Source organism: Moraxella oblonga NBRC 102422, from assembly GCF_001598275.1.
Classification (GTDB): domain Bacteria; phylum Pseudomonadota; class Gammaproteobacteria; order Pseudomonadales; family Moraxellaceae; genus Moraxella; species Moraxella oblonga.
Genome location: NZ_BCYQ01000016.1, coordinates 1 through 17,937 on the forward strand (window position 1 = coordinate 1; position 17,937 = coordinate 17,937).

Annotated in this window: 18 protein-coding genes; 9 read left to right on the forward strand and 9 right to left on the reverse strand. The window is 42.9% G+C overall.

The genetic code is table 11. The features are described 5' to 3' along the window. Positions 1-155 precede the first annotated feature (155 nt). Both MOB01S_RS05875 and trxA read right to left on the reverse strand, forming a co-directional pair. A complete protein-coding gene (locus MOB01S_RS05875; protein ID WP_066802610.1) occupies positions 156-1,622 on the reverse strand; it encodes a UvrD-helicase domain-containing protein in 1,467 nt (488 codons plus the stop codon). A 72-nt stretch (positions 1,623-1,694) separates the two neighbouring features. Beyond that, positions 1,695-2,015: a thioredoxin gene (gene trxA / locus MOB01S_RS05880; protein WP_066802612.1), complete on the reverse strand. Its 321-nt coding sequence runs from the start codon at positions 2,013-2,015 to the stop codon at positions 1,695-1,697. A 325-nt stretch (positions 2,016-2,340) separates the two neighbouring features. Between trxA and MOB01S_RS05885 the strand changes: the two genes are divergently transcribed. From MOB01S_RS05885 to MOB01S_RS05910, 6 genes are all read left to right on the forward strand, one after another. Next, positions 2,341-3,078, forward strand: coding sequence for an RluA family pseudouridine synthase (locus MOB01S_RS05885; protein ID WP_066802698.1), 738 nt, complete (start codon positions 2,341-2,343; stop codon positions 3,076-3,078). 37 nt (positions 3,079-3,115) lie between these two features. Then, the gene (locus MOB01S_RS05890; RefSeq protein WP_066802618.1) at positions 3,116-3,697 is read left to right on the forward strand and encodes a hypothetical protein; all 582 of its coding nucleotides are present in this window, start codon (positions 3,116-3,118) and stop codon (positions 3,695-3,697) included. 86 nt (positions 3,698-3,783) lie between these two features. Further along, a complete protein-coding gene (hemC, locus tag MOB01S_RS05895; protein WP_066802620.1) occupies positions 3,784-4,719 on the forward strand; it encodes a hydroxymethylbilane synthase in 936 nt (311 codons plus the stop codon). Next, positions 4,716-5,513, forward strand: coding sequence for a uroporphyrinogen-III synthase (locus MOB01S_RS05900; protein WP_066802622.1), 798 nt, complete (start codon positions 4,716-4,718; stop codon positions 5,511-5,513). Before hemC ends, MOB01S_RS05900 begins: the two co-directional genes overlap by 4 nt. After that, positions 5,485-6,357, forward strand: coding sequence for a hypothetical protein (locus tag MOB01S_RS05905; RefSeq protein ID WP_066802624.1), 873 nt, complete (start codon positions 5,485-5,487; stop codon positions 6,355-6,357). Before MOB01S_RS05900 ends, MOB01S_RS05905 begins: the two co-directional genes overlap by 29 nt. A 9-nt stretch (positions 6,358-6,366) precedes the next feature. Continuing rightward, positions 6,367-6,840 carry an acyl-CoA thioesterase gene (locus MOB01S_RS05910; protein ID WP_066802626.1) on the forward strand — a complete coding sequence of 158 codons (474 nt, stop codon included), beginning with the start codon at positions 6,367-6,369 and terminating at the stop codon, positions 6,838-6,840. A 172-nt stretch (positions 6,841-7,012) separates the two neighbouring features. Here the strand turns inward: MOB01S_RS05910 and ribB are convergent, their stop codons facing one another. Continuing rightward, on the reverse strand, positions 7,013-8,095 hold the full coding sequence (gene ribB / locus MOB01S_RS05915) for a 3,4-dihydroxy-2-butanone-4-phosphate synthase (RefSeq protein ID WP_066802700.1): 1,083 nt from the start codon (positions 8,093-8,095) through the stop codon (positions 7,013-7,015). 91 nt (positions 8,096-8,186) lie between these two features. After that, positions 8,187-9,971: an ABC transporter ATP-binding protein/permease gene (locus MOB01S_RS05920; protein WP_066802702.1), complete on the reverse strand. Its 1,785-nt coding sequence runs from the start codon at positions 9,969-9,971 to the stop codon at positions 8,187-8,189. A gap of 177 nt (positions 9,972-10,148) precedes the next feature. Between MOB01S_RS05920 and MOB01S_RS05925 the strand changes: the two genes are divergently transcribed. Further along, positions 10,149-10,505: an ArsR/SmtB family transcription factor gene (locus MOB01S_RS05925; protein ID WP_066802628.1), complete on the forward strand. Its 357-nt coding sequence runs from the start codon at positions 10,149-10,151 to the stop codon at positions 10,503-10,505. A 98-nt stretch (positions 10,506-10,603) separates the two neighbouring features. Then, on the forward strand, positions 10,604-11,602 hold the full coding sequence (locus MOB01S_RS05930; protein WP_066802630.1) for an LLM class flavin-dependent oxidoreductase: 999 nt from the start codon (positions 10,604-10,606) through the stop codon (positions 11,600-11,602). Positions 11,603-11,695: 93 nt separating this feature from the next. Here the strand turns inward: MOB01S_RS05930 and MOB01S_RS05935 are convergent, their stop codons facing one another. Then, positions 11,696-12,322, reverse strand: coding sequence for a hypothetical protein (locus MOB01S_RS05935; RefSeq protein ID WP_066802632.1), 627 nt, complete (start codon positions 12,320-12,322; stop codon positions 11,696-11,698). 250 nt (positions 12,323-12,572) lie between these two features. Between MOB01S_RS05935 and MOB01S_RS05940 the strand changes: the two genes are divergently transcribed. Next, a complete protein-coding gene (locus MOB01S_RS05940) occupies positions 12,573-13,634 on the forward strand; it encodes an NADH:flavin oxidoreductase/NADH oxidase (RefSeq protein WP_066802635.1) in 1,062 nt (353 codons plus the stop codon). 160 nt (positions 13,635-13,794) lie between these two features. Here the strand turns inward: MOB01S_RS05940 and MOB01S_RS05945 are convergent, their stop codons facing one another. The 4 genes from MOB01S_RS05945 to MOB01S_RS05960 are packed head-to-tail and all read right to left on the reverse strand — an operon-like array spanning position 13,795 to position 17,936. Continuing rightward, the gene (locus MOB01S_RS05945) at positions 13,795-14,784 is read right to left on the reverse strand and encodes an NAD-dependent epimerase/dehydratase family protein (RefSeq protein ID WP_066802636.1); all 990 of its coding nucleotides are present in this window, start codon (positions 14,782-14,784) and stop codon (positions 13,795-13,797) included. A gap of 19 nt (positions 14,785-14,803) precedes the next feature. Then, complete coding sequence (locus MOB01S_RS05950) at positions 14,804-15,793, reverse strand: 3-oxoacyl-[acyl-carrier-protein] synthase III C-terminal domain-containing protein (protein WP_066802638.1); 990 nt, start codon at positions 15,791-15,793, stop codon at positions 14,804-14,806. Continuing rightward, positions 15,793-16,629 (reverse strand): phosphatase PAP2 family protein, encoded by an 837-nt coding sequence (locus MOB01S_RS05955; RefSeq protein WP_066802640.1) that lies wholly within the window; start codon positions 16,627-16,629, stop codon positions 15,793-15,795. The genes MOB01S_RS05950 and MOB01S_RS05955 overlap by 1 nt, the downstream gene beginning before the upstream one ends. Beyond that, positions 16,626-17,936: a glycosyltransferase gene (locus tag MOB01S_RS05960; protein ID WP_066802642.1), complete on the reverse strand. Its 1,311-nt coding sequence runs from the start codon at positions 17,934-17,936 to the stop codon at positions 16,626-16,628. The genes MOB01S_RS05955 and MOB01S_RS05960 overlap by 4 nt, the downstream gene beginning before the upstream one ends. Position 17,937: the final 1 nt, after the last annotated feature.

Here is a 17,937-nt window from a genome sequence, read left to right on the forward strand (position 1 = left end):
AACATATTTTAAAAAATTTTTGGAATTTGTTTATTTTTGTAAATTCACAAACTCAATGACCGCTTATTATACAGATAAAATCTATCTTGTAAAGTGTTTTTTATAATTTTTTAAGAAAATATCATTAACCAATTGATTTTTAATCATTTTATAAATTAACCATACACCAATTTTTTGTCCGTCAATGCCCTTAATAGTGGGCTGATTTTGCCTACGTCCAGCACATTTTTGGCACGAGTACAAGCCACATACAAAAGACGCAACTCTTCTGGGCTGATTTTGACCACTTGGCGATTGATGTCGTACAAAAAATCATCAGCAATTTGCACTCGTCCCCACTCTAAGCCCTTGGATTTGTGAGCAGTAGAAATCACATAATCTGCCCCAACAGGCTCACACAAATGACCTATCGCCTGTGTCATGGTATCAATACCATGCTCATCAATGAGTTTGACCCATGTTTTTAAATCACTACCTTCACCTGTCTCACTAAATTCCCTAACCTCTCGCCAATGATTAAAATACGCAAGCTCGGCAATGCCAGAAACCGATTTGCCCTGCTGTAAACTTTTTGCCCCTTGACAAAATCTAAGCATACGCTGATGGTCTGCCTGCAATGCCACTTTATGACCTTGTTTTTGTCCTGTCAAAAGTTTTGCCATTGCCCCTGCGTTGGTACGACACAAAATGGCATCTTTGTGCATGGTGAGTTTACCCACTTGGGAGGGTATGGCAGGGTTGCCGATGAGTGGTATGGTCTCTTGGAGTGCTTTTAAAAAAACATTGGCAACTTTGGCAATCTCATTACCAAAACGAAATGACTGCGTGAGCAGTGTCGCAGGGTAAGGCAGTCGTTTCATGGCGTTGGTTGCCCCACGCCATTCATAAATCTGCTGATGAGCATCTCCCACATAGATGGTCTGTTTTTGTTGTTTTAGCAGTGCACTCATCATCAAAGGGTCGGCATCTTGGGCTTCGTCAAATAAAATAAAATCAGCAGGAATAATAGGGTTGGATAGTGTCCATAATTTTAAATAAATGTCATGTCCAATGCCTGCTGGGTGGCGTGGATCAATAGACGACAGCCAACGATGTTCAAAGGCAGGATACAAAAACTCCTGTAAACGCACCTTATCGGTGTCGGATAACCAAGCAGGGGGCGTGATGTGACGTGGTGCAGGATAACTGCTTGATGTTTTGCAAAAGGTGGTGATTGCGTCGCTGATGATGTTGGCAAGTTTAACAGGGCTAAGCGTGACCGACCTTTTTATGCCATCTACATACCTATCCACCTGTATGGTAGGTAATTTTAATTCTTCGGCAAGACGAATGGGGGTAAGTCGTGGCAAGCTAACCTTGGCAGTGATGTTTCTAGGCACATGACGAAATGCCAAAGAATGAAAGGTCTGACAATGCACATTGGCAGGAAACTTGCCCTGTGCTTCGTTGGCAATGGATTTATTGAATGCCAAATACAACCCACGCCCACGCAAATTCTCACTGATAAGTTTGAGTGTGGTGGTTTTACCCGCACCTGCATACGCCACAATCTTGAAAGAATCACCTGTCATCGCCATGCTTAGAGCAGACAACTGTTCATCAGTAGGAGCGTATTGTGTCATGGCATAACCAAAAAATTGAAAAGCATTGGCGGTAAAACCAATGCTATAAGAAAGGTGATTTGTGATTATAAATTATAAATGCTTTTCAAGCAATGCCACAAATTCAGATTTTGGGCGACCACCAATGACGGTGTCTACTTTTTCGCCATTTTTGAATACAAAAAGCGTTGGAATACTACGAATACCAAACTGTGCAGAAACCTCTGGGTTGGCATCTACGTCAATTTTGACAATTTGGACTTTATCGGCGTATTCAGCATCCAACTCTTCTAATACAGGTGCAATCGCACGGCAAGGACCACACCAAGTTGCCCAAAAATCTACAAGCACAGGCTTGTCTGATTGGAGTACATCTTTTGCAAAGGTTGCATCAGTGGCATTAATAATAGTCATGTTTTTACCTTAAAAACTAAAAATAGGAAAATAATATATGTTTAATGGTGATTGATTGGTTTTTTTCAATAAACTTCCTGCAAAACTCAAAAACAAGGAAAACCGTTCGTGGTGAACTTGTCGAACCGCCACTGTTTTCCTACCCTTCGACAAGCTCAGGGTGAATGAAAAACCTAGTTTTGCAGGAAGTCTAATGAAAAAATATAAATATCACAAACAATCATAATCAATGTTAAAACTTCTGCTATAATAACAAAATTTTTGTCAAATGATGATTGAATTTACCAAAATCACCCATTCACCTTATCAATACAACAGTAAGCCCATGACCAAACACGATCGCCTAACTGATGATAAAATCGCCCAAATGAACGCCCAAGAACGTACTTATGATGATGATTTTTTTAAAGATTTTATCAAATCCATTACCATTTACGAAGATGATGACATTTGGGTAGGAGACAAACCTTTTGGATTACTCAGTGTGGACGGTCGTACTCTAAAAGTAAGCCTACAATCACGCCTGCTTAGAGTATATCCCAACATCAAACTCGTCCATAGGTTAGATATGGACACCTCAGGACTGATTATTTTTGGTAAAAATGAACATGCCCAGACCCATTTATCCAAGCAGTTCATAGACCGCATTCCCACCAAAGAATATCAAGCGGTGGTGTTTGGTACGATAGAGCGTAACGACAAAAAAGGCGTAATTGACATACCCGTTCGCTATGAACCCACCACCAAACCACGTCATATCACAGACACAAGCTGGTCAAAAAAAGCGGTAACTCACTATGAGGTCATGCACCACGAACTTCGCTCTTTTGATGGTAAAAGCTACCCTGTAACTCGCCTTGCCTTATACCCCATCACGGGACGGTCGCACCAGTTGCGTGTGCATTGTGTTCATATCGGTCATGTGATGATAGGCGACCCCATTTATGCTGATGATGTGGCTTTACATTTATCCAATCGCCTAAATTTACACGCTCATCGCCTACGCCTAAAACACCCTGTACATGGGGCGTGGCTAGAATGGGTGAGTGAAGTGCCGTTTTGAAATTAACAACATGACGTGGACAAAAAGATTTTTCATCATGACGAGCATTGCCTTACCATTGGTGCCATTGCTTGTGCTATTAGAACTTGTATTCATGCCACTCATTAAAATTGGCAATCATTTTCCCAATGAAAATGAGCTTCTGTACGAAAGTGGTTATTTAAAAAGTTACCGCCACATGTATTATTTAAGCTGTGGAAAAAGGCGTAATTGTGATAGGGAACTCGTTGAATATGCCATGCCAATTTTGGTGCAAAATCCCAATTCGGCTCATGGACATGAATATTTTTGTGATTATGGCGATACGCACAAAGATGGTAGATGTTTTAACAGCAGATATTTGCCAGACGAGTATAAAAATCAACCTGCCAAAATCGGCTATTATATTCAGCCAGATTTTTTGTGGTATCACGCTCCATACAGACAACTGGTAACACTAGAAATCAATGGCAAAACGGTCAGAAGCTACCAAGACACCGTCAATCTGATTGAGCAGAGAAAAAAGACTGAATGGTTGTTAATCATGATATTTACCGCATTGTTTGGTGTCGTTTTGTTGTTTGTTGCTATTGTTGCGTTTATAGAAATTCACCACAAAAATGACAATCACTCCCCATAATCATACCAAACACAAAACACCCAAAAAATTTTGCCCTTTAACCCCAAAAATGCTAAGATACGCCAACCGATATTTTTGGATAATTCATGAAAACACTCACCATTGCTACCCGTCAAAGCCCCCTTGCTCTATGGCAAGCCAATTTTGTCAAAGACAGTCTTATGGCATTGTATCCAGACTTACAAATTGAGCTACTAACTATGGTAACTCGTGGCGACAAAATCCTAGACACACCCCTTGCCAAAATCGGCGGAAAAGGCTTATTTGTCAAAGAGTTGGAGCAAGCATTATTTGATAGCAAGGCAGACATTGCTGTGCATTCTTTAAAAGATGTACCTATGGTATTGCCTGACGGCTTGACGCTTGGAGCATATCTGACTCGCCACACTCCAACTGATGCTTTTGTATCCAACCAATACACTCATATCAATGACCTACCCCAAGGGGCGATTGTCGGCACATCAAGCCTACGCCGTGAGTGCCAGCTTAGACATCACCGCCCAGATTTGGAGATTCGTTCGTTACGTGGCAATGTTGGTACACGTCTTACCAAACTAGACGATGGCGAATATGATGCGATTATCCTTGCCACGAGTGGGTTACAAAGATTGGGGTTAAACAATCGCATTCGCCATGAGTTAAACACCGCCCTAAGCCTGCCTGCGGTCGGTCAAGGAGCGTTGGCGATTGAGTGTCGTGCTGATGATGCGGATACTTTATCATTATTATCCCCCCTAAACGACAGCATAACTCGCCTGTGTGTACTTGCCGAGCGAGCGATGAATCACGCCCTAGAAGGCGGTTGTCAAGTACCAATTGCAGGCTTTGCTACCTTTGACGGACAAACACTTAGCATGGAAGGGCGTGTGGGTACGCCAGATGGCAAAACATTGCTTGTTGCCAATCAAAGCACCCAAATCAATGACGAAAGCCAAGCAATCAAACTAGGGCAAGACATCGCCCAAGCGTTACGCTCACAAGGGGCAGACGACATTTTAAAGGCAATGTACGACCAAGCATGAACCTATTTATCAACACTCGCCCCAACCACAAGGCAAACACCTTGACTCTTGATATGCCTAGTGTGCATTTGCCTTTACTGTCCATTGTGCCTTTTGACAGTCTGACCGATATGGAAAATATGTATTGGGCAACCTTCATACAAGGCAACATTGACACAGTCGTGGTGGTGAGTGTGGAGGCGGTGCGATGTGCAATCAGCTTTTTAAAACAACAAAACATACATCACGCCAGCAACCTGCCTCACCACCCCACCATGATAGCAGTGGGTCAGCCAACCAAAGATGCGTTGGTAGAGTTTGGCTTTACAGTCATCACACCTGCCGAGTTTGGACTACCCATGAGCAACGAAGGCATGATACAATTACCCCATTTTACACACATGGGGCAACACGACAGTATCATGATATGGCGTGGCGTGGGTGGTCGGCGACTTTTACACGATATGTTGGTGCAACGTGGTGTCAAGGTGTTGCCCATTGAGTTTTATGAACGTCAAACCCCCAATGACATGGCAATGCAATTTGAGCATTTTTACCAAAATCTGCCCAAAAATGCCCATTTGTATGTGCTCATCAGTAGTGGCATGAGTTTGGACGTGTGGCGACAGTTTGACAAACAACAACACAATGCCACCTTTTTGGCGTTGGGTGAGCGATTAAGTAAGTTAGCCAAGCTTGCCTACCCTGACAGCATGGTGGTATGTATTAATGATTTGCACAACAACACTCTATTGACAACTTTACAAAAATTCACAAAGCAAAACGATGAACAACCAAACCAAACCAACCGATGATAAGGACGATTTAAAATACCAAGCCGAACAAGCTCGCCGTGTACTTATGCGATTACAGTGGCTTGTCATCGTTTTGCTTGCCAGTGGTATTGTCTGGCTGTATATTGCCTTTGAATCAGTCGTGGGGCGAGTGGACGAACGTCTTGCCACCATTGATGGGCTAGATACACGCCTAAATAGCATAGATGATCGCATTTTTGCCCTAACCCCAACTGACACCCTACCCGCCCAATCACAAAACGCTGACACCTCCCACAAAGACCGTGAACTCATCTATATTCAGCTTGGGCTAGTCAACCAACTTTTTGAACAAGGCAACTACGAAAGCACACTCACCGCCTTACGAGCAATACAGTGGCAACTGCCCCAAACCGAAGGTATGGCAAACCCTGTCAAATCAGCACTTGCCCAAAGTCTAGATGCCGACATCGCTCGCCTAACCGCCCTAAAAAATCAACCTGATGCTTGGCAAGCCCACATTGTCAAAATGCGAGATTTGCAAGCCTTTTTACGCAATCAGCAAAATCACCACGCCACCCTAAACCGCAAAGACATACTACTTCATGACACCACCATGCTCCTATCGCTTGCCATAGGTTCGGCAAATATCCGAGACAAAGAACAAACCAATGCCTATCTCACCGAAGCCAAAAGCCAGCTTGAAAGCTACATCACCCTAAATGGTGGCAACACCCAAATCAACCCTGACAACAAACCCACCAAACTCAACAGCACCCAAGATGCGTTGTACTTATTTTATGAACTGCTTGCCAACAGCCCCAAAGATGAGCCTTTACAAAGCGTACAAATTTTAAAAAATTCTAACTCCCATTGGGAAAACTAAGGAATCGCCATGAAAGCCATTGAGCAAATTTTTAACCCCATTTTGACAAGTGATGACCGCCCCACCGCCCTACGCAACTATCCTGTTGTTCATGTTCAACCTGTGGCATGGGGAGAGATGGACGCTTTTAACCACCTAAACAATGTCATCTATTATCGCTATGCTGAGTCGGCTCGCACAAGTTATTTTCGGGCGATTGGCATGACTTTACAACGCAGTGATTTACTTACCATTTTAGCAAGCTCCAACTGCCAATACCTTGCCCCTGTCAATTTCCCTGACACCCTACTCATCGGTATTCGCATCCAAAAAATCGGCAACACCAGCCTTATTTTTGAGTGTGAATATTTTAGCCATGCCCAACAAAAAATAGTTGCTCGTGGCGAATCGGTCATCGTCCGCACCGATGAAAATATGCAAAAAACCGCATGGAGCGATGAAGAGCGAGTGTTATTTGAACGGTTTGAAAATCGCCAATTTTAAGCATAAAAAAATCCCCGTTTGGGGATTTATGATTTTTTAACTTCCAAAACCACCAAAACCGTTCGCCCTGAGCCTAGTCGAAGGGTAGAACGGTTTTCGGTCATGGTTCGACAAGCTCACCACGAACGAAAACCATACCAGTTTTTAAGTTCGGTTGGTATATTTGACCAAATCAAGGCTGTGGCTTGATTTCTACAATGTTAAGTCCAAAACCTGATAGGTTAAATTTGTCGGTACTGGACAAAAGTTTCATGTCTGACACACCAAGATACCTTAGAATCTGAGCCCCCACACCGATGGTGCGATAAGGCTCGGCAATCTCATGAACACTCTTGGCACTTTTATCCAGTCGTCCACAGACATCTACTTTTTTACCATCATCAATCCACACAAACACACCCTGTTCAGAATTACCCACCTCAGCAAGTGCTGAACGCAAATCCCAACCATGTTTGTTGTCTTTTTGAGCAAACAAATCTTTTAAAGGATTTAGCCCATGTACTCGCACAGTCGCCACGCCTGCCTTTGGGTCACCTTTGACAAAAGCAAGGTGCGTCTCATCTGACCCATATTCTTTGAAACGGTATAGGTCAAATTTGCCAAATTCACTCTCAAATTCGCCTTTTTCTACCTGCTCTACTGTCTGCTCGTGAGTCATGCGATACTCAATCAAATCAGCAATTGTACCGATTTTCAAACCATGCTCTTTGGCAAACACCATCAAATCATCTCGTCTTGCCATCTCGCCATCTGGCTTGATGATTTCACAGATGACCGCAGACGGTTCAAGCCCTGCAAGCCTTGCCAAATCACACCCTGCTTCGGTGTGTCCTGCTCGGTGTAGCACCCCACCCTTTTTAGCAACAATGGGAAAAATATGACCTGGACTGACGATGTCGGTGGGTTTGGCAAATGGAGCAACCGCCGTCAAAATGGTCTTGGCTCGGTCGGCTGCTGAAATGCCTGTGGTTACACCTTCACTTGCTTCAATGGATAAGGTAAAGTTGGTGCTAAATTTTGCCCCATTTTTATCACTCATCAAACCCAAATCCAGCTGTTTGGCTCGTGCTTCTGATAGGGTCAAACACACCAATCCCCGAGCGTGCGTAATCATAAAGTTGATGTCAGATGGCTTAACGTGAACCGCCGCCATCACAAGGTCGCCTTCGTTCTCACGGTCTTCATCGTCCATCAGAACGACCATTTTGCCTGCTTTGATGTCGGCGATGATTTCTTGGGTAGTATTAAAAGTCATGATGATTCTCGGTGATAAATTGGCTTTATAATAAGGCTCAATCACAAAATAAAAAGGGGCAATCACCCCTTTTTTTATCAAGTTTTTATCATCATGAACTTTTATCCAACTTACTTACCTGCCACATTCCCCCTAATAGTACTTCAAGGCGTTTTTTGTGGTATTTTAGCAGTGTAGAACGATGTCCTACGCTGATGAGCGTGGTATTTGGCAAACCGATAAGTAGCCGATACATCGCATCTTCTAAACCTTCGTCCATGCTGGCACTCGCTTCGTCCAAAAACACCACACTTGGGCGGTGCAACAACACACGAGCAATGGCAAGACGCTGTTGTTCACCCAAAGATAGTTTTTGTGTCCAAAGCTCTTCATCATTAAGTTTATCTACCAAATGCCCAAGTTGCACCTGCGACAACAGCTCCCCCATTTCATCAGCCGACATGGTGGTTGGTGCGTGTGGATAATGAAGCACATCAATCAGTCGCCCTTGTGGCAAATAGGGTTTTTGCGACAAAAACAAGGTATCATTTGGGCACACCACTCGCCCCTCTGCCCACGCCCACAGACCTGCTACTGTACGTAGTAGTGTGGTTTTACCAGAGCCTGATTTGCCTTGTATCAACAAATGCTCGCCTTGTTGTATTGTTAAGTTCAAATCATCAATAAGCACGCCACCACTGGGTGTTTTTACCGTTAAATCCACAAAAACAACATCCGTATCATGCGTCTCAATGGCAATGCCCTGTGCGTTTTGGGCATTTTGTATGGCTTTGTCAAATCCTGTTAGACGGTCAAGCGTGGCTTTGTAAACTGCAAAATCATCATAAACATTGCGAAAATAGGACAGATTGCCATGCAAACGGTTAAATACCTGCATGGTTTGCATAAGGTCGCCCAGTTTGATATTGCCTGCAAAATACCGCCCCACTTGGATAAGTAGCGGAAATACGACCGAGATTTGGGAAATGACCAAGTTAAACCCAGAGAATTTAAGCGTACGATATACAATCGCCCACATATTTTTAATGACTTTGTCAAACTCTTGGTAAAGTCGGCTTTTTTCAACTTTTTCACCTGCATAAAAAGCGATGGATTCGGCATATTCTTTAAGACGAATGAGCGAATAGCGGTAATTGGCGTTGAACTTTTCGTTGTCAAAATTAAGCCCAATCAGCGGTCGCCCAAGCCAAAAAGCGATGACAGTAGCAACAAGCACATAAATAAATACCAAAAACACCATCATTTTGGGAATTTCTACCCCCATCAGCGTCATAGAGCCTGCCAGCCCCCACAACAAAATGGTAAATGACACGATGGAACTGACAGATGAAATCACCCCCGTTGCCAACGATAAAGAGCGTTTGGCGTATTCTTGGATGTCGTGTTGGATACGCTGGTCGGGGTTGTCAAGCTCACTAAATAAAGTCTTGTAGTAGGCTTGATTAGCAAGCCATTTATCCACAAAATGACGATTTAGCCATTCTATCCAGTTGATTTGGAAGCGTTGCTCAGCATAATACATCAAAAGCGAGTTGGCAACCGCACAGGCAGCAATAAAACAAAACACTACCATTTGTATCCAAAACACTTCTTGGTTTAAATCTTGGAGTGATGAATACATGGTGTTATACCAGTTGGAATGAATCAAACTGATACGCACTTCTAAGAGTGTCAAAAAGACAATGAATGCAAAAAATGCCAGTGGCTTTATGCTACGTTTGGGTGAAAGGTAGCCTTGTGCCATTGCCCAAAATTGTCGCCCCCAATGCGTAAATCGCACCAAACCCCACACAAACACGGCAAAACATACGCTCGTAATTGCCATGCTTTTGGCAAGCCACAGGGCAGAATCTATGAGTTCTTTTGACCAGTCCAAGACATTCTCACAATCATAAAAAAGATGGCTTATTTTATCATAAATCACCATCACGATGATAACAAATGATGATGTTTTTGTTTAATAAAAGACAAAAAACATGAATAATATCAATGTCCTGTTGTGCAACCATCATAATAAATTTGACATTTCTAAAAATATAGATATAATAATCCCATGCAAACACTTATTGACACCTTTAAGGCACTTGCCAACGAACACCGCCTACAAATGCTTATTTGGCTACACCGCCCCACCCTACATTTTCCCGATTTTTCACCCGAATGTGCCACCATGCAAGATGGTGGTTGGATTTGTGTGGGCAAAATTGCCCAAAAAGCAGGGCTAGCCCAATCGGTCGTGTCGGGCTATCTAAACACTCTAAAATCGGTTGGTTTGGTGGAAAGTCAACGTGTTGGCAAATGGACTTATTACCGCTTTACCCCCAATGCCAAAGCAGATTTGATTGAAAAATTAAACCAAACTTTCCCTATCTGTGATGGTGGAAATTTACCACAGTCATTAGACCAATGAGCTTTATCATACAACCATAATAAAACTCATCAAGAAATATTGTGTTGTTTTGAAATGTATCAAATCTAATTTTTTAGATATAAGTAAAAGTGAAATTTATGATAAAAATCCCCACACTTTCCGCCCTAAACCTTGCCCCAATGCGTCAAGGGCAAACCGCCAAAGATGCCATTGACGCTATGGTACGCTTGGCACAATTTTTAGAACCACTTGATTTTAAACGATTTTGGATTGCCGAACACCACAATATGCCCCATTTGGCAAGTTCTGCCACACAAATTCTCATCGCCCACGCGCTTTCGCAAACACAAAAAATCCGTGTCGGTAGTGGTGGCGTCATGCTCCCCAACCACAGTCCTTTGCAAGTTGCCGAACAGTACGGCACGCTTAAAACCTTGTATGGCGACAGGGTGGATTTGGGTCTTGGGCGAGCCCCCGGCACCGACCCAATGACCGCCCTTGCCCTACGGCGTGGCAGGCGAGATGTGTCTGATGAATTTGCCAGCGACATCAGTGAACTGCAACGCTACTTTGGCGATGACAGCGTACAAGGGCAAGTCAAAGCCTATCCTGCGATGGGTTTAAATGTGCCTTTGTATATTTTGGGGTCAAGTACCGAAAGTGCGTATTTGGCAGGGCGACTTGGTCTGCCTTATGCCTTTGCTGCCCATTTTGCCCCACGAATGTTAGAGCTGGCGGTGGAGATTTATCGCCAAGAATTTAAACCGTCTGCTGTGTTAGATGCCCCTTATATGATGGTTTGTGTCAATGCGGTGGTGGCGGATACGAACGATGAAGCCCACTTTTTGCAAACAAGCCTTCAACAGCTCTTTTGGGATTTGGTGCGTGGCGTGTCTCGTGGCGTGTGTCCGCCTGTGCCTGATATGGACGCTTTGTGGTCGTCCCAAGAAAAACAGGCGGCAATGGCGATGTTGGCTTGCTCATTTGTGGGCGATAAGGCAAGCGTCAAACATCAACTGATTGATTTTCAAAATAGATTAAATGTTGATGAGCTGATTTTAACCAATTATATTTTTGATGAAGACAAACAGCATTATGCTTATCAATTATTTAAAGAAATGGTTAATGAATTGTGAGGGAAATCAAACACCGTTTTTGATTGAATAAAAACGGTGTTTTTATTTAAAAAATCAGGTTTTCAGGCTGCCTGAAAATGTTATTTTTGATGTTTATCGTTTTTGAATGTGTTCAAGCAGTTTTTCGCCATCGGCAATTTGTGAGAGTGTTTGGGCAAATGGAAAAGAATAGCCCAATACCGATTTGACTTCTTTGGCTTTAATTGGCTTATCTAAATTGACAAAACCGTCTAATTTTTGAAAAAAGGTTTTGTTATCCACGCCATAATGATGGGTCTTTTCTACATTACCGCAAGCCTGCCCATAAGCCACAATGCCTTGCCCAGAGGCGTATAAAAAAACATAATCTCCTTTTTTAATCCGTCCAATTTTTTCTTTATAACCATCTTCAAATGCCGCAGCAACTTGATTATTTATCATAAAATGATGGTCATCTATGTCGTTGGCACTGTTGGTGTTTAATAAAAAATAGTTGGTTGCGGTGGAATGGTCAGTTTTTTCTTGCTGATTTTGGTCATTGGCTCGCTGACTGTCCCACGCTTTGATGATGTATTCTGAGATTAAATCGTGAATGATGTCTTGACGAGTGGTCTCCCAAGCATCTGCCAACTCTTGCAAAATCAAATCTTCTTTAATGGACAAACGCAAACTCAATGTGGTTTTGTCCTGATTGCGTTGATTGTAGGCTTGGGTACGGCTGTTGATAAAATCGTTTGACATAAAAAGGTCTCCTGTTTGATAAATGATGTGTGCATTATATGCTAACTTGATTTCAAAACCAACATAAATTTTATTTAAAATTAAAATAAAATTTATTTTAATATAATAACTTATTGATATTTAATGATTTAATTTTAATCACAAAGGTCATTATCACAAAAAATAATACCCACCCATCAAAATTCTCAATTTTACACAATATCCAAAATTTTATACAATAGCCCAAAATTTACCTAAGAGATGAAAAACAATGGCAAAAATCCGCAACCTTTTTACCCCCTTTTCCCTTAAAAACCTTGAACTTAAAAACCGCGTAGTAATGCCGCCAATGTGCCAATATTCCGCCACAGACGGTGTGCCAAACGACTGGCATTTTGTGCATTACACCAGCCGTGCGATTGGTGGCGTAGGCTTGATTATTGTGGAGATGACCAATGTCGCCCCAAACGGTCGCATTAGCCCAAATTGCTTGGGGCTGTGGAACGATACGCAAAAAGACGCGTTCAAAAAAATCGTGGACAGCGTACACGCACACGGGGCGAAAATTGCCGTACAAATCGCCCACGCAGGCAGAAAAGCCCAAGACGAGCCAAATGCCGTTGCCCCGTCTGCCATTCATTATGGTGAGTTGGATTATGCTGGGCAGAATTTGATTACGCCACGCGAATTAACCACGCAGGAAGTCAAAGACTTGGTACAAGCCTTTGCCGACAGTGTCAAAAGAGCGGTGGATGCAGGGTTTGATGCGATTGAACTGCACGCGGCTCACGGTTATTTGATTCATCAATTTTATTCGCCCAAATCCAACCAGCGCACCGATGAATACGGTCAAGACAAAGCGCTTTTTGGTGTGGAAGTGATTCAGGCAGCCAAAAAAGTAATGCCGTCTGAAATGCCCCTAATCGTGCGAATTTCCGCCCAAGAATACGGCAAAGATGGCTTTGATTTGGACTATGGCGTAGCGATTGCCAAGCGATTTTCTGACGCAGGGGCAGATGTGTTTGATGTGAGTGGTGGTGGCGATGGCGTACTACATAAAGGCAATCACCCAGAATTTTATGCAGGTTATCAGGTGGATTTTGCCCGCAAAGTCAAACAGGCAACAGCTAAACCTGTGATTGCGGTGGGAATGCTTGATAATCCGTCTGTGGCTGACCATATTTTGGGTATTGGCGATGCCGATTTGGTGGCGGTGGGGCGTGGGCTGTTGCGAGACCCCTATTGGGTACTCAATGCCCAATATCAGCAAAATGGAGCGGATAGCGATGAGGTGCAGTTTGTGCCACAACAATATCAGCGTGGGTTTGCTTAATCAATGAGCCATTTTTAATCATCACGCCGTTGTCAAATTGACTTTGGACAACGGCTTTTTATTAGGGTGTGTTGAACATTGATAACATTATTTGTAAAAACGCCATCGTTATTTTTAAATGATTTTTAATGTACATAGTGTTATAAAAGGGGGTATCTAATCAAATCAAGCTCAAAGCCGTCCGCCTAATCGCTTCTGCCATTGCTACTTTGGGTGTATAACCCAGCATTTGTTTGGCTTTGTCAATATTGAGTACCATATCAAAATTCAATGCCCCCACGCTATAAGTGGTTAAAATCGGCTCTTTTTGGGTGAATTTGGCAAGTTGTTCTAGTCCCACCGCCAACGAATGCAAGATGGAATACGGCACACTTTTGATTTTAAAATTCATTTGTAATTCATCAACAAATAAACGATCAAGTACCACCCTTAACGCCATCGGCTCGCCACCAGTGATATTAAACGCCTGTCCACTGACATCATTTGGCAAATCTGCACGACTGGCACACAGCATTGCCTCCACCACATTGTCAGCAAAAGTAAAATCCATCATTGCTTGTCCGCCACTGGGTAGGGGCAAAAATCCCTTTTGCTTGATGACTTTTAACAATCTGGGTATCAATACTTGGTCGTATTGCCCAAAAATAGCACGAGGGCGGAGCATAATATAGCGTGTTTGAGGAAATTGTTGTGCCAGTTGCACAATGGCGTTTTCACCTTGTGCTTTGGTGTGGGCATAGTGATTGACATAACGGCTTGGGCGATAAGTTTCTTGAATATCAATATGATGATGATAATCAAAGTACAAAGACGGTGTGGAAATATGCACAAAAGACGGCACACCTGCCACGCCTGCTTGTGTGGCAAGGGTTTGGGTTGCTTTTACATTAACCGCATAAAATTCATCATACGCCCCCCAAGGTGATGATAATGCCGCACAATGCCATATTGTATCGGCTGTTGCTACTAAGTGATTGGGCAAGGCTTGCTGTGCCAAATCACACGCGTAAGTTTGACAGCCCAAGGCGTTTAGTGTGTCAAGCACAGCTTGGTTTCGCCCCACGGCAATGACCTTAAACCCAAGTGCCAACGCCATATCGCAAGCACTTCGCCCAAGCCCACTGGTTGCCCCTGTGATTAAAATATTCATCAATTTTCCTAATTTGCCTTTAAATTTGCCAAATTGCCCCTGCCAAGGTCAGTCCTGCTCCTGTGCCAACGAGTGCCACCGTTTTGCCTTGTTGCCATTGACCTGTGCTGACCGCTTCGTGTAGTACGGTGGGCAAGGAGGCGGAAACTTGATTGCCGTGTGTGGGATAAATATTGATGACTTTTTGTGGGGCAATGCCCAAGCGTTTGATTAAATGACTCATACCCAAATGGCTGGCTTGATGTACAAGCCATAAATCTATCTTTTGGATTGTTAAAGGATTTTTGGGTGTGTTTAATAAATTATCCAAAAAAGCTGGCAACACTTCGCTGGTTTTTTTAAATACCCCATAGCCGTCCATTTTAAAATAAAAATCGTCTTCACACATTCCTGTTTTGGGATTTTTTGCTGTACCGCCTGCCTGAATTTGACAATATTCAATGCCGTCAGGATAACTTTTCATCAAAAATCCGAGCAATCCGCCGTCATTGTCCGTCCCTTTTTCCAAAATGACACACGCCGCCCCATCGCCAAAAATGAGTGCCGTTTCATCGTCTTGCCAATTTAGCCCACGAGATGCCAAATCGGACGCACAAATGGCAATCCTTTTGTAACAGCCCATATTGAGCAATGCCCCTGCCTGCTCTAAGGCAGGCAAAAAGCCCACACAACTGGCATTGACATCATAGCCCGCTCCTTGCCAATTTAAGTGTGCAAAAATATGGCTTGCGGTGCTGGGCAGAGCTTGTTGTGGTACGCCATTGACCGCAATCAACAAATCAATATCGGATAAAGACAAATTGGCATTTTGGCAAGCATTTAAAATTGCTTGACCTGCTAACCCAGCTTGGGTTAAGTGCAAATCGGCGTGATGGCGGTAGATGATGCCACTTCTTTTTTGAACATAGCCAGCAGGTTTGTTTAGGCGTTTGTCCAATTCATCAGAAGACACTTTTTGTGTGGGCAATGCCTTGCCTGTGGCGATGAGTTTAAGAGAGAATGGGGTCATTATTGCACCTTTTGATAACAACTGATAAAAATTAAAATGCTTATTGCCAAGATGATTCCTGCCAATAAATCCACGCCATAATGAAAAGCAAAATATTGCGTAGAAATGATAAGACCTATGGTAATAGGCAATAATGCTAAGCCAATTTTATGATATTTCTTAACAAAGAAAAATCCGTTAATCAATACCGCAAATCCTGTATGTAAACTGGGAAATGCGTCAATCCCAACAATCAAAGGTTTGTTGGCGTTTATTAAAAATGTTGTGATATATCCGCCTGTATTGGGAAAATAAAACACATCAGGATATGCCAAATAACCGCCTTGTGCAGGAATCACCAAATAGCCCATATATCCTACAACAAACATTATCGCCAAACCAAAGCTAAATAATTGATAATGCTGTTGATGATTTTTAAACCAAAAATAACATGACAAAATTTGCAATGGAAATAATGCCAAATAACACAATGCCAAATATTCAGACAGCCACACAGGGCGGTAAGTGAAATAAAGCGGTAAACTTTGCCCAAAAATCCAAGTATCTAATTGGTATAATTTATCATCAAAACGATAAGGAATAATGTTGCCAATTAAAGAAAACATTGGAAAAATCGCATAAGACGATAATAAAACAGCAAAACCAACAAAACGCCCATTTTTTGTTTTGAGTATCAATGGCATAAGCACACTTAATAGTGTCAGTGAAACAAAATGACGAGGTTCAAAGTGGTCAAATTGTCCAATCCCAATCATCATTATCATCATACAAAAACCAACGCACCCATATAGAGCGATGATAAATGGGTTTGGTCTTTGATATTTTAACCAAGTCATTTTGTATTATTATCCAAATAATCACTTGCTTTATCAATATCATTGTGTTTGCCCATCTTGATAATTTTTAGGCAGGCTTGCTCAATACCTGTGGGCGTGATTTGTTGTGCGATACTTTGGCAATGATGAGATAAACTTTGGTTATTGATAAGATTTTTTAAAGCCTTGATGATGGTATCCACTTGATAGGCTTTGGGTAAAATTTCTACCGCCACACCAAGTGATACGGCACGGCTGGCATTGTCAAATTGGTCAAAGGCACAGGGGCGAATGAGCTGTGGCACGCCTGATTTTAAAGCAACGGCGGTATTGCCAATGCCACCGTGATGTACAAATACGGCTACTTTGGGCAAAATTTGCTCATACGCCACATAATCCACCGCCAAAATACTATTGGGCAAATTGGTGGGCAGTTGTTCCTTGATATGGCTGACAAAAATCGCCCGAATGCCCATTTTTTCACAAACCAAGCGTGAAGTGGCAAAAAACTGTTGGGCATTGGCGGTGGCTGTCCCTGCACAAAACAACACAGGCTTATCGCCTTCTTGTAAAAAGTTCATTATCTTTGTGGAAAGTTCGCCTGACTGCTGATGCTCATAAAAAGGAAATCCGACCACTTCAATATCCGCCCAATCAGGCTGTCTTGGGGCAAAATGCTCATCAAATAAGCCCAGCACCAAATCTGCCTGATTGACCCACTGTATCATCGGTACTGCCAAAGGTGCCAACCCATAATCCGCACGCAAGCGGTTGATAGGCTTGGTGAAATTAGGACGAAATACCGCCCAATCCACCCACCGCCAAAACAGGCGATTTAGGGTAGGATTTTGCCATTGGGTTAAATTGTCCAATATCGGTAAGGCTCGCCCCATACGATGTACTGAATAAATGGCAAGGGGCGACAAATGCACATTGACAAAAGGGAGGTGGTATTTTTCGGCAAAAAGGTGTGGTGCAGGATTCATTACCCCACCAATGACCACTGTATTGTTTGGGATAATATCTTTTGACATTGCATTGATAATCAAAGGAATAATATCGGTTATTACCGCCACAATTTTACGAATGGACGACAAGGGGTGGTTGTCATTGAGTGCGGATAAGGCTTGATGGTAAAGTTCATTGTCTCCCACAGGCACAAAGCGAACGCCTTTGGGGGTAAACTGAGCAAACAAGGGCGTGCCATAAATAATGGCGTGATGTCCAAGTTTGCTAAGACCGTCCGCCAACGCCATAAAAGGCAACACATCGCCGTGACTGCCTGCGGTGGCAATCAAATAAGTGGTGGGGGCTTTGGTGCTTATCATC

Bases quoted from the DNA above. Each gene is read 5' to 3' on its own strand.
- MOB01S_RS05905 (WP_066802624.1), top strand. From the start codon at position 5,485: ATGAACAACCAAACCAAACCAACCGATGATAAGGACGATTTAAAATAC.
- MOB01S_RS05960 (WP_066802642.1), bottom strand. From the start codon at position 17,936: ATGATAAGCACCAAAGCCCCCACCACTTATTTGATTGCCACCGCAGGC.
- MOB01S_RS05950 (WP_066802638.1), bottom strand. From the start codon at position 15,793: ATGACCCCATTCTCTCTTAAACTCATCGCCACAGGCAAGGCATTGCCC.
- trxA (WP_066802612.1), bottom strand. From the start codon at position 2,015: ATGACTATTATTAATGCCACTGATGCAACCTTTGCAAAAGATGTACTC.
- MOB01S_RS05955 (WP_066802640.1), bottom strand. From the start codon at position 16,629: ATGACTTGGTTAAAATATCAAAGACCAAACCCATTTATCATCGCTCTA.
- MOB01S_RS05885 (WP_066802698.1), top strand. From the start codon at position 2,341: ATGACCAAACACGATCGCCTAACTGATGATAAAATCGCCCAAATGAAC.
- MOB01S_RS05935 (WP_066802632.1), bottom strand. From the start codon at position 12,322: ATGTCAAACGATTTTATCAACAGCCGTACCCAAGCCTACAATCAACGC.
- hemC (WP_066802620.1), top strand. From the start codon at position 3,784: ATGAAAACACTCACCATTGCTACCCGTCAAAGCCCCCTTGCTCTATGG.
- MOB01S_RS05900 (WP_066802622.1), top strand. From the start codon at position 4,716: ATGAACCTATTTATCAACACTCGCCCCAACCACAAGGCAAACACCTTG.
- MOB01S_RS05940 (WP_066802635.1), top strand. From the start codon at position 12,573: ATGGCAAAAATCCGCAACCTTTTTACCCCCTTTTCCCTTAAAAACCTT.
- MOB01S_RS05925 (WP_066802628.1), top strand. From the start codon at position 10,149: ATGCAAACACTTATTGACACCTTTAAGGCACTTGCCAACGAACACCGC.
- MOB01S_RS05890 (WP_066802618.1), top strand. From the start codon at position 3,116: ATGACGAGCATTGCCTTACCATTGGTGCCATTGCTTGTGCTATTAGAA.
- MOB01S_RS05930 (WP_066802630.1), top strand. From the start codon at position 10,604: ATGATAAAAATCCCCACACTTTCCGCCCTAAACCTTGCCCCAATGCGT.
- MOB01S_RS05910 (WP_066802626.1), top strand. From the start codon at position 6,367: ATGAAAGCCATTGAGCAAATTTTTAACCCCATTTTGACAAGTGATGAC.
- ribB (WP_066802700.1), bottom strand. From the start codon at position 8,095: ATGACTTTTAATACTACCCAAGAAATCATCGCCGACATCAAAGCAGGC.
- MOB01S_RS05875 (WP_066802610.1), bottom strand. From the start codon at position 1,622: ATGACACAATACGCTCCTACTGATGAACAGTTGTCTGCTCTAAGCATG.
- MOB01S_RS05945 (WP_066802636.1), bottom strand. From the start codon at position 14,784: ATGAATATTTTAATCACAGGGGCAACCAGTGGGCTTGGGCGAAGTGCT.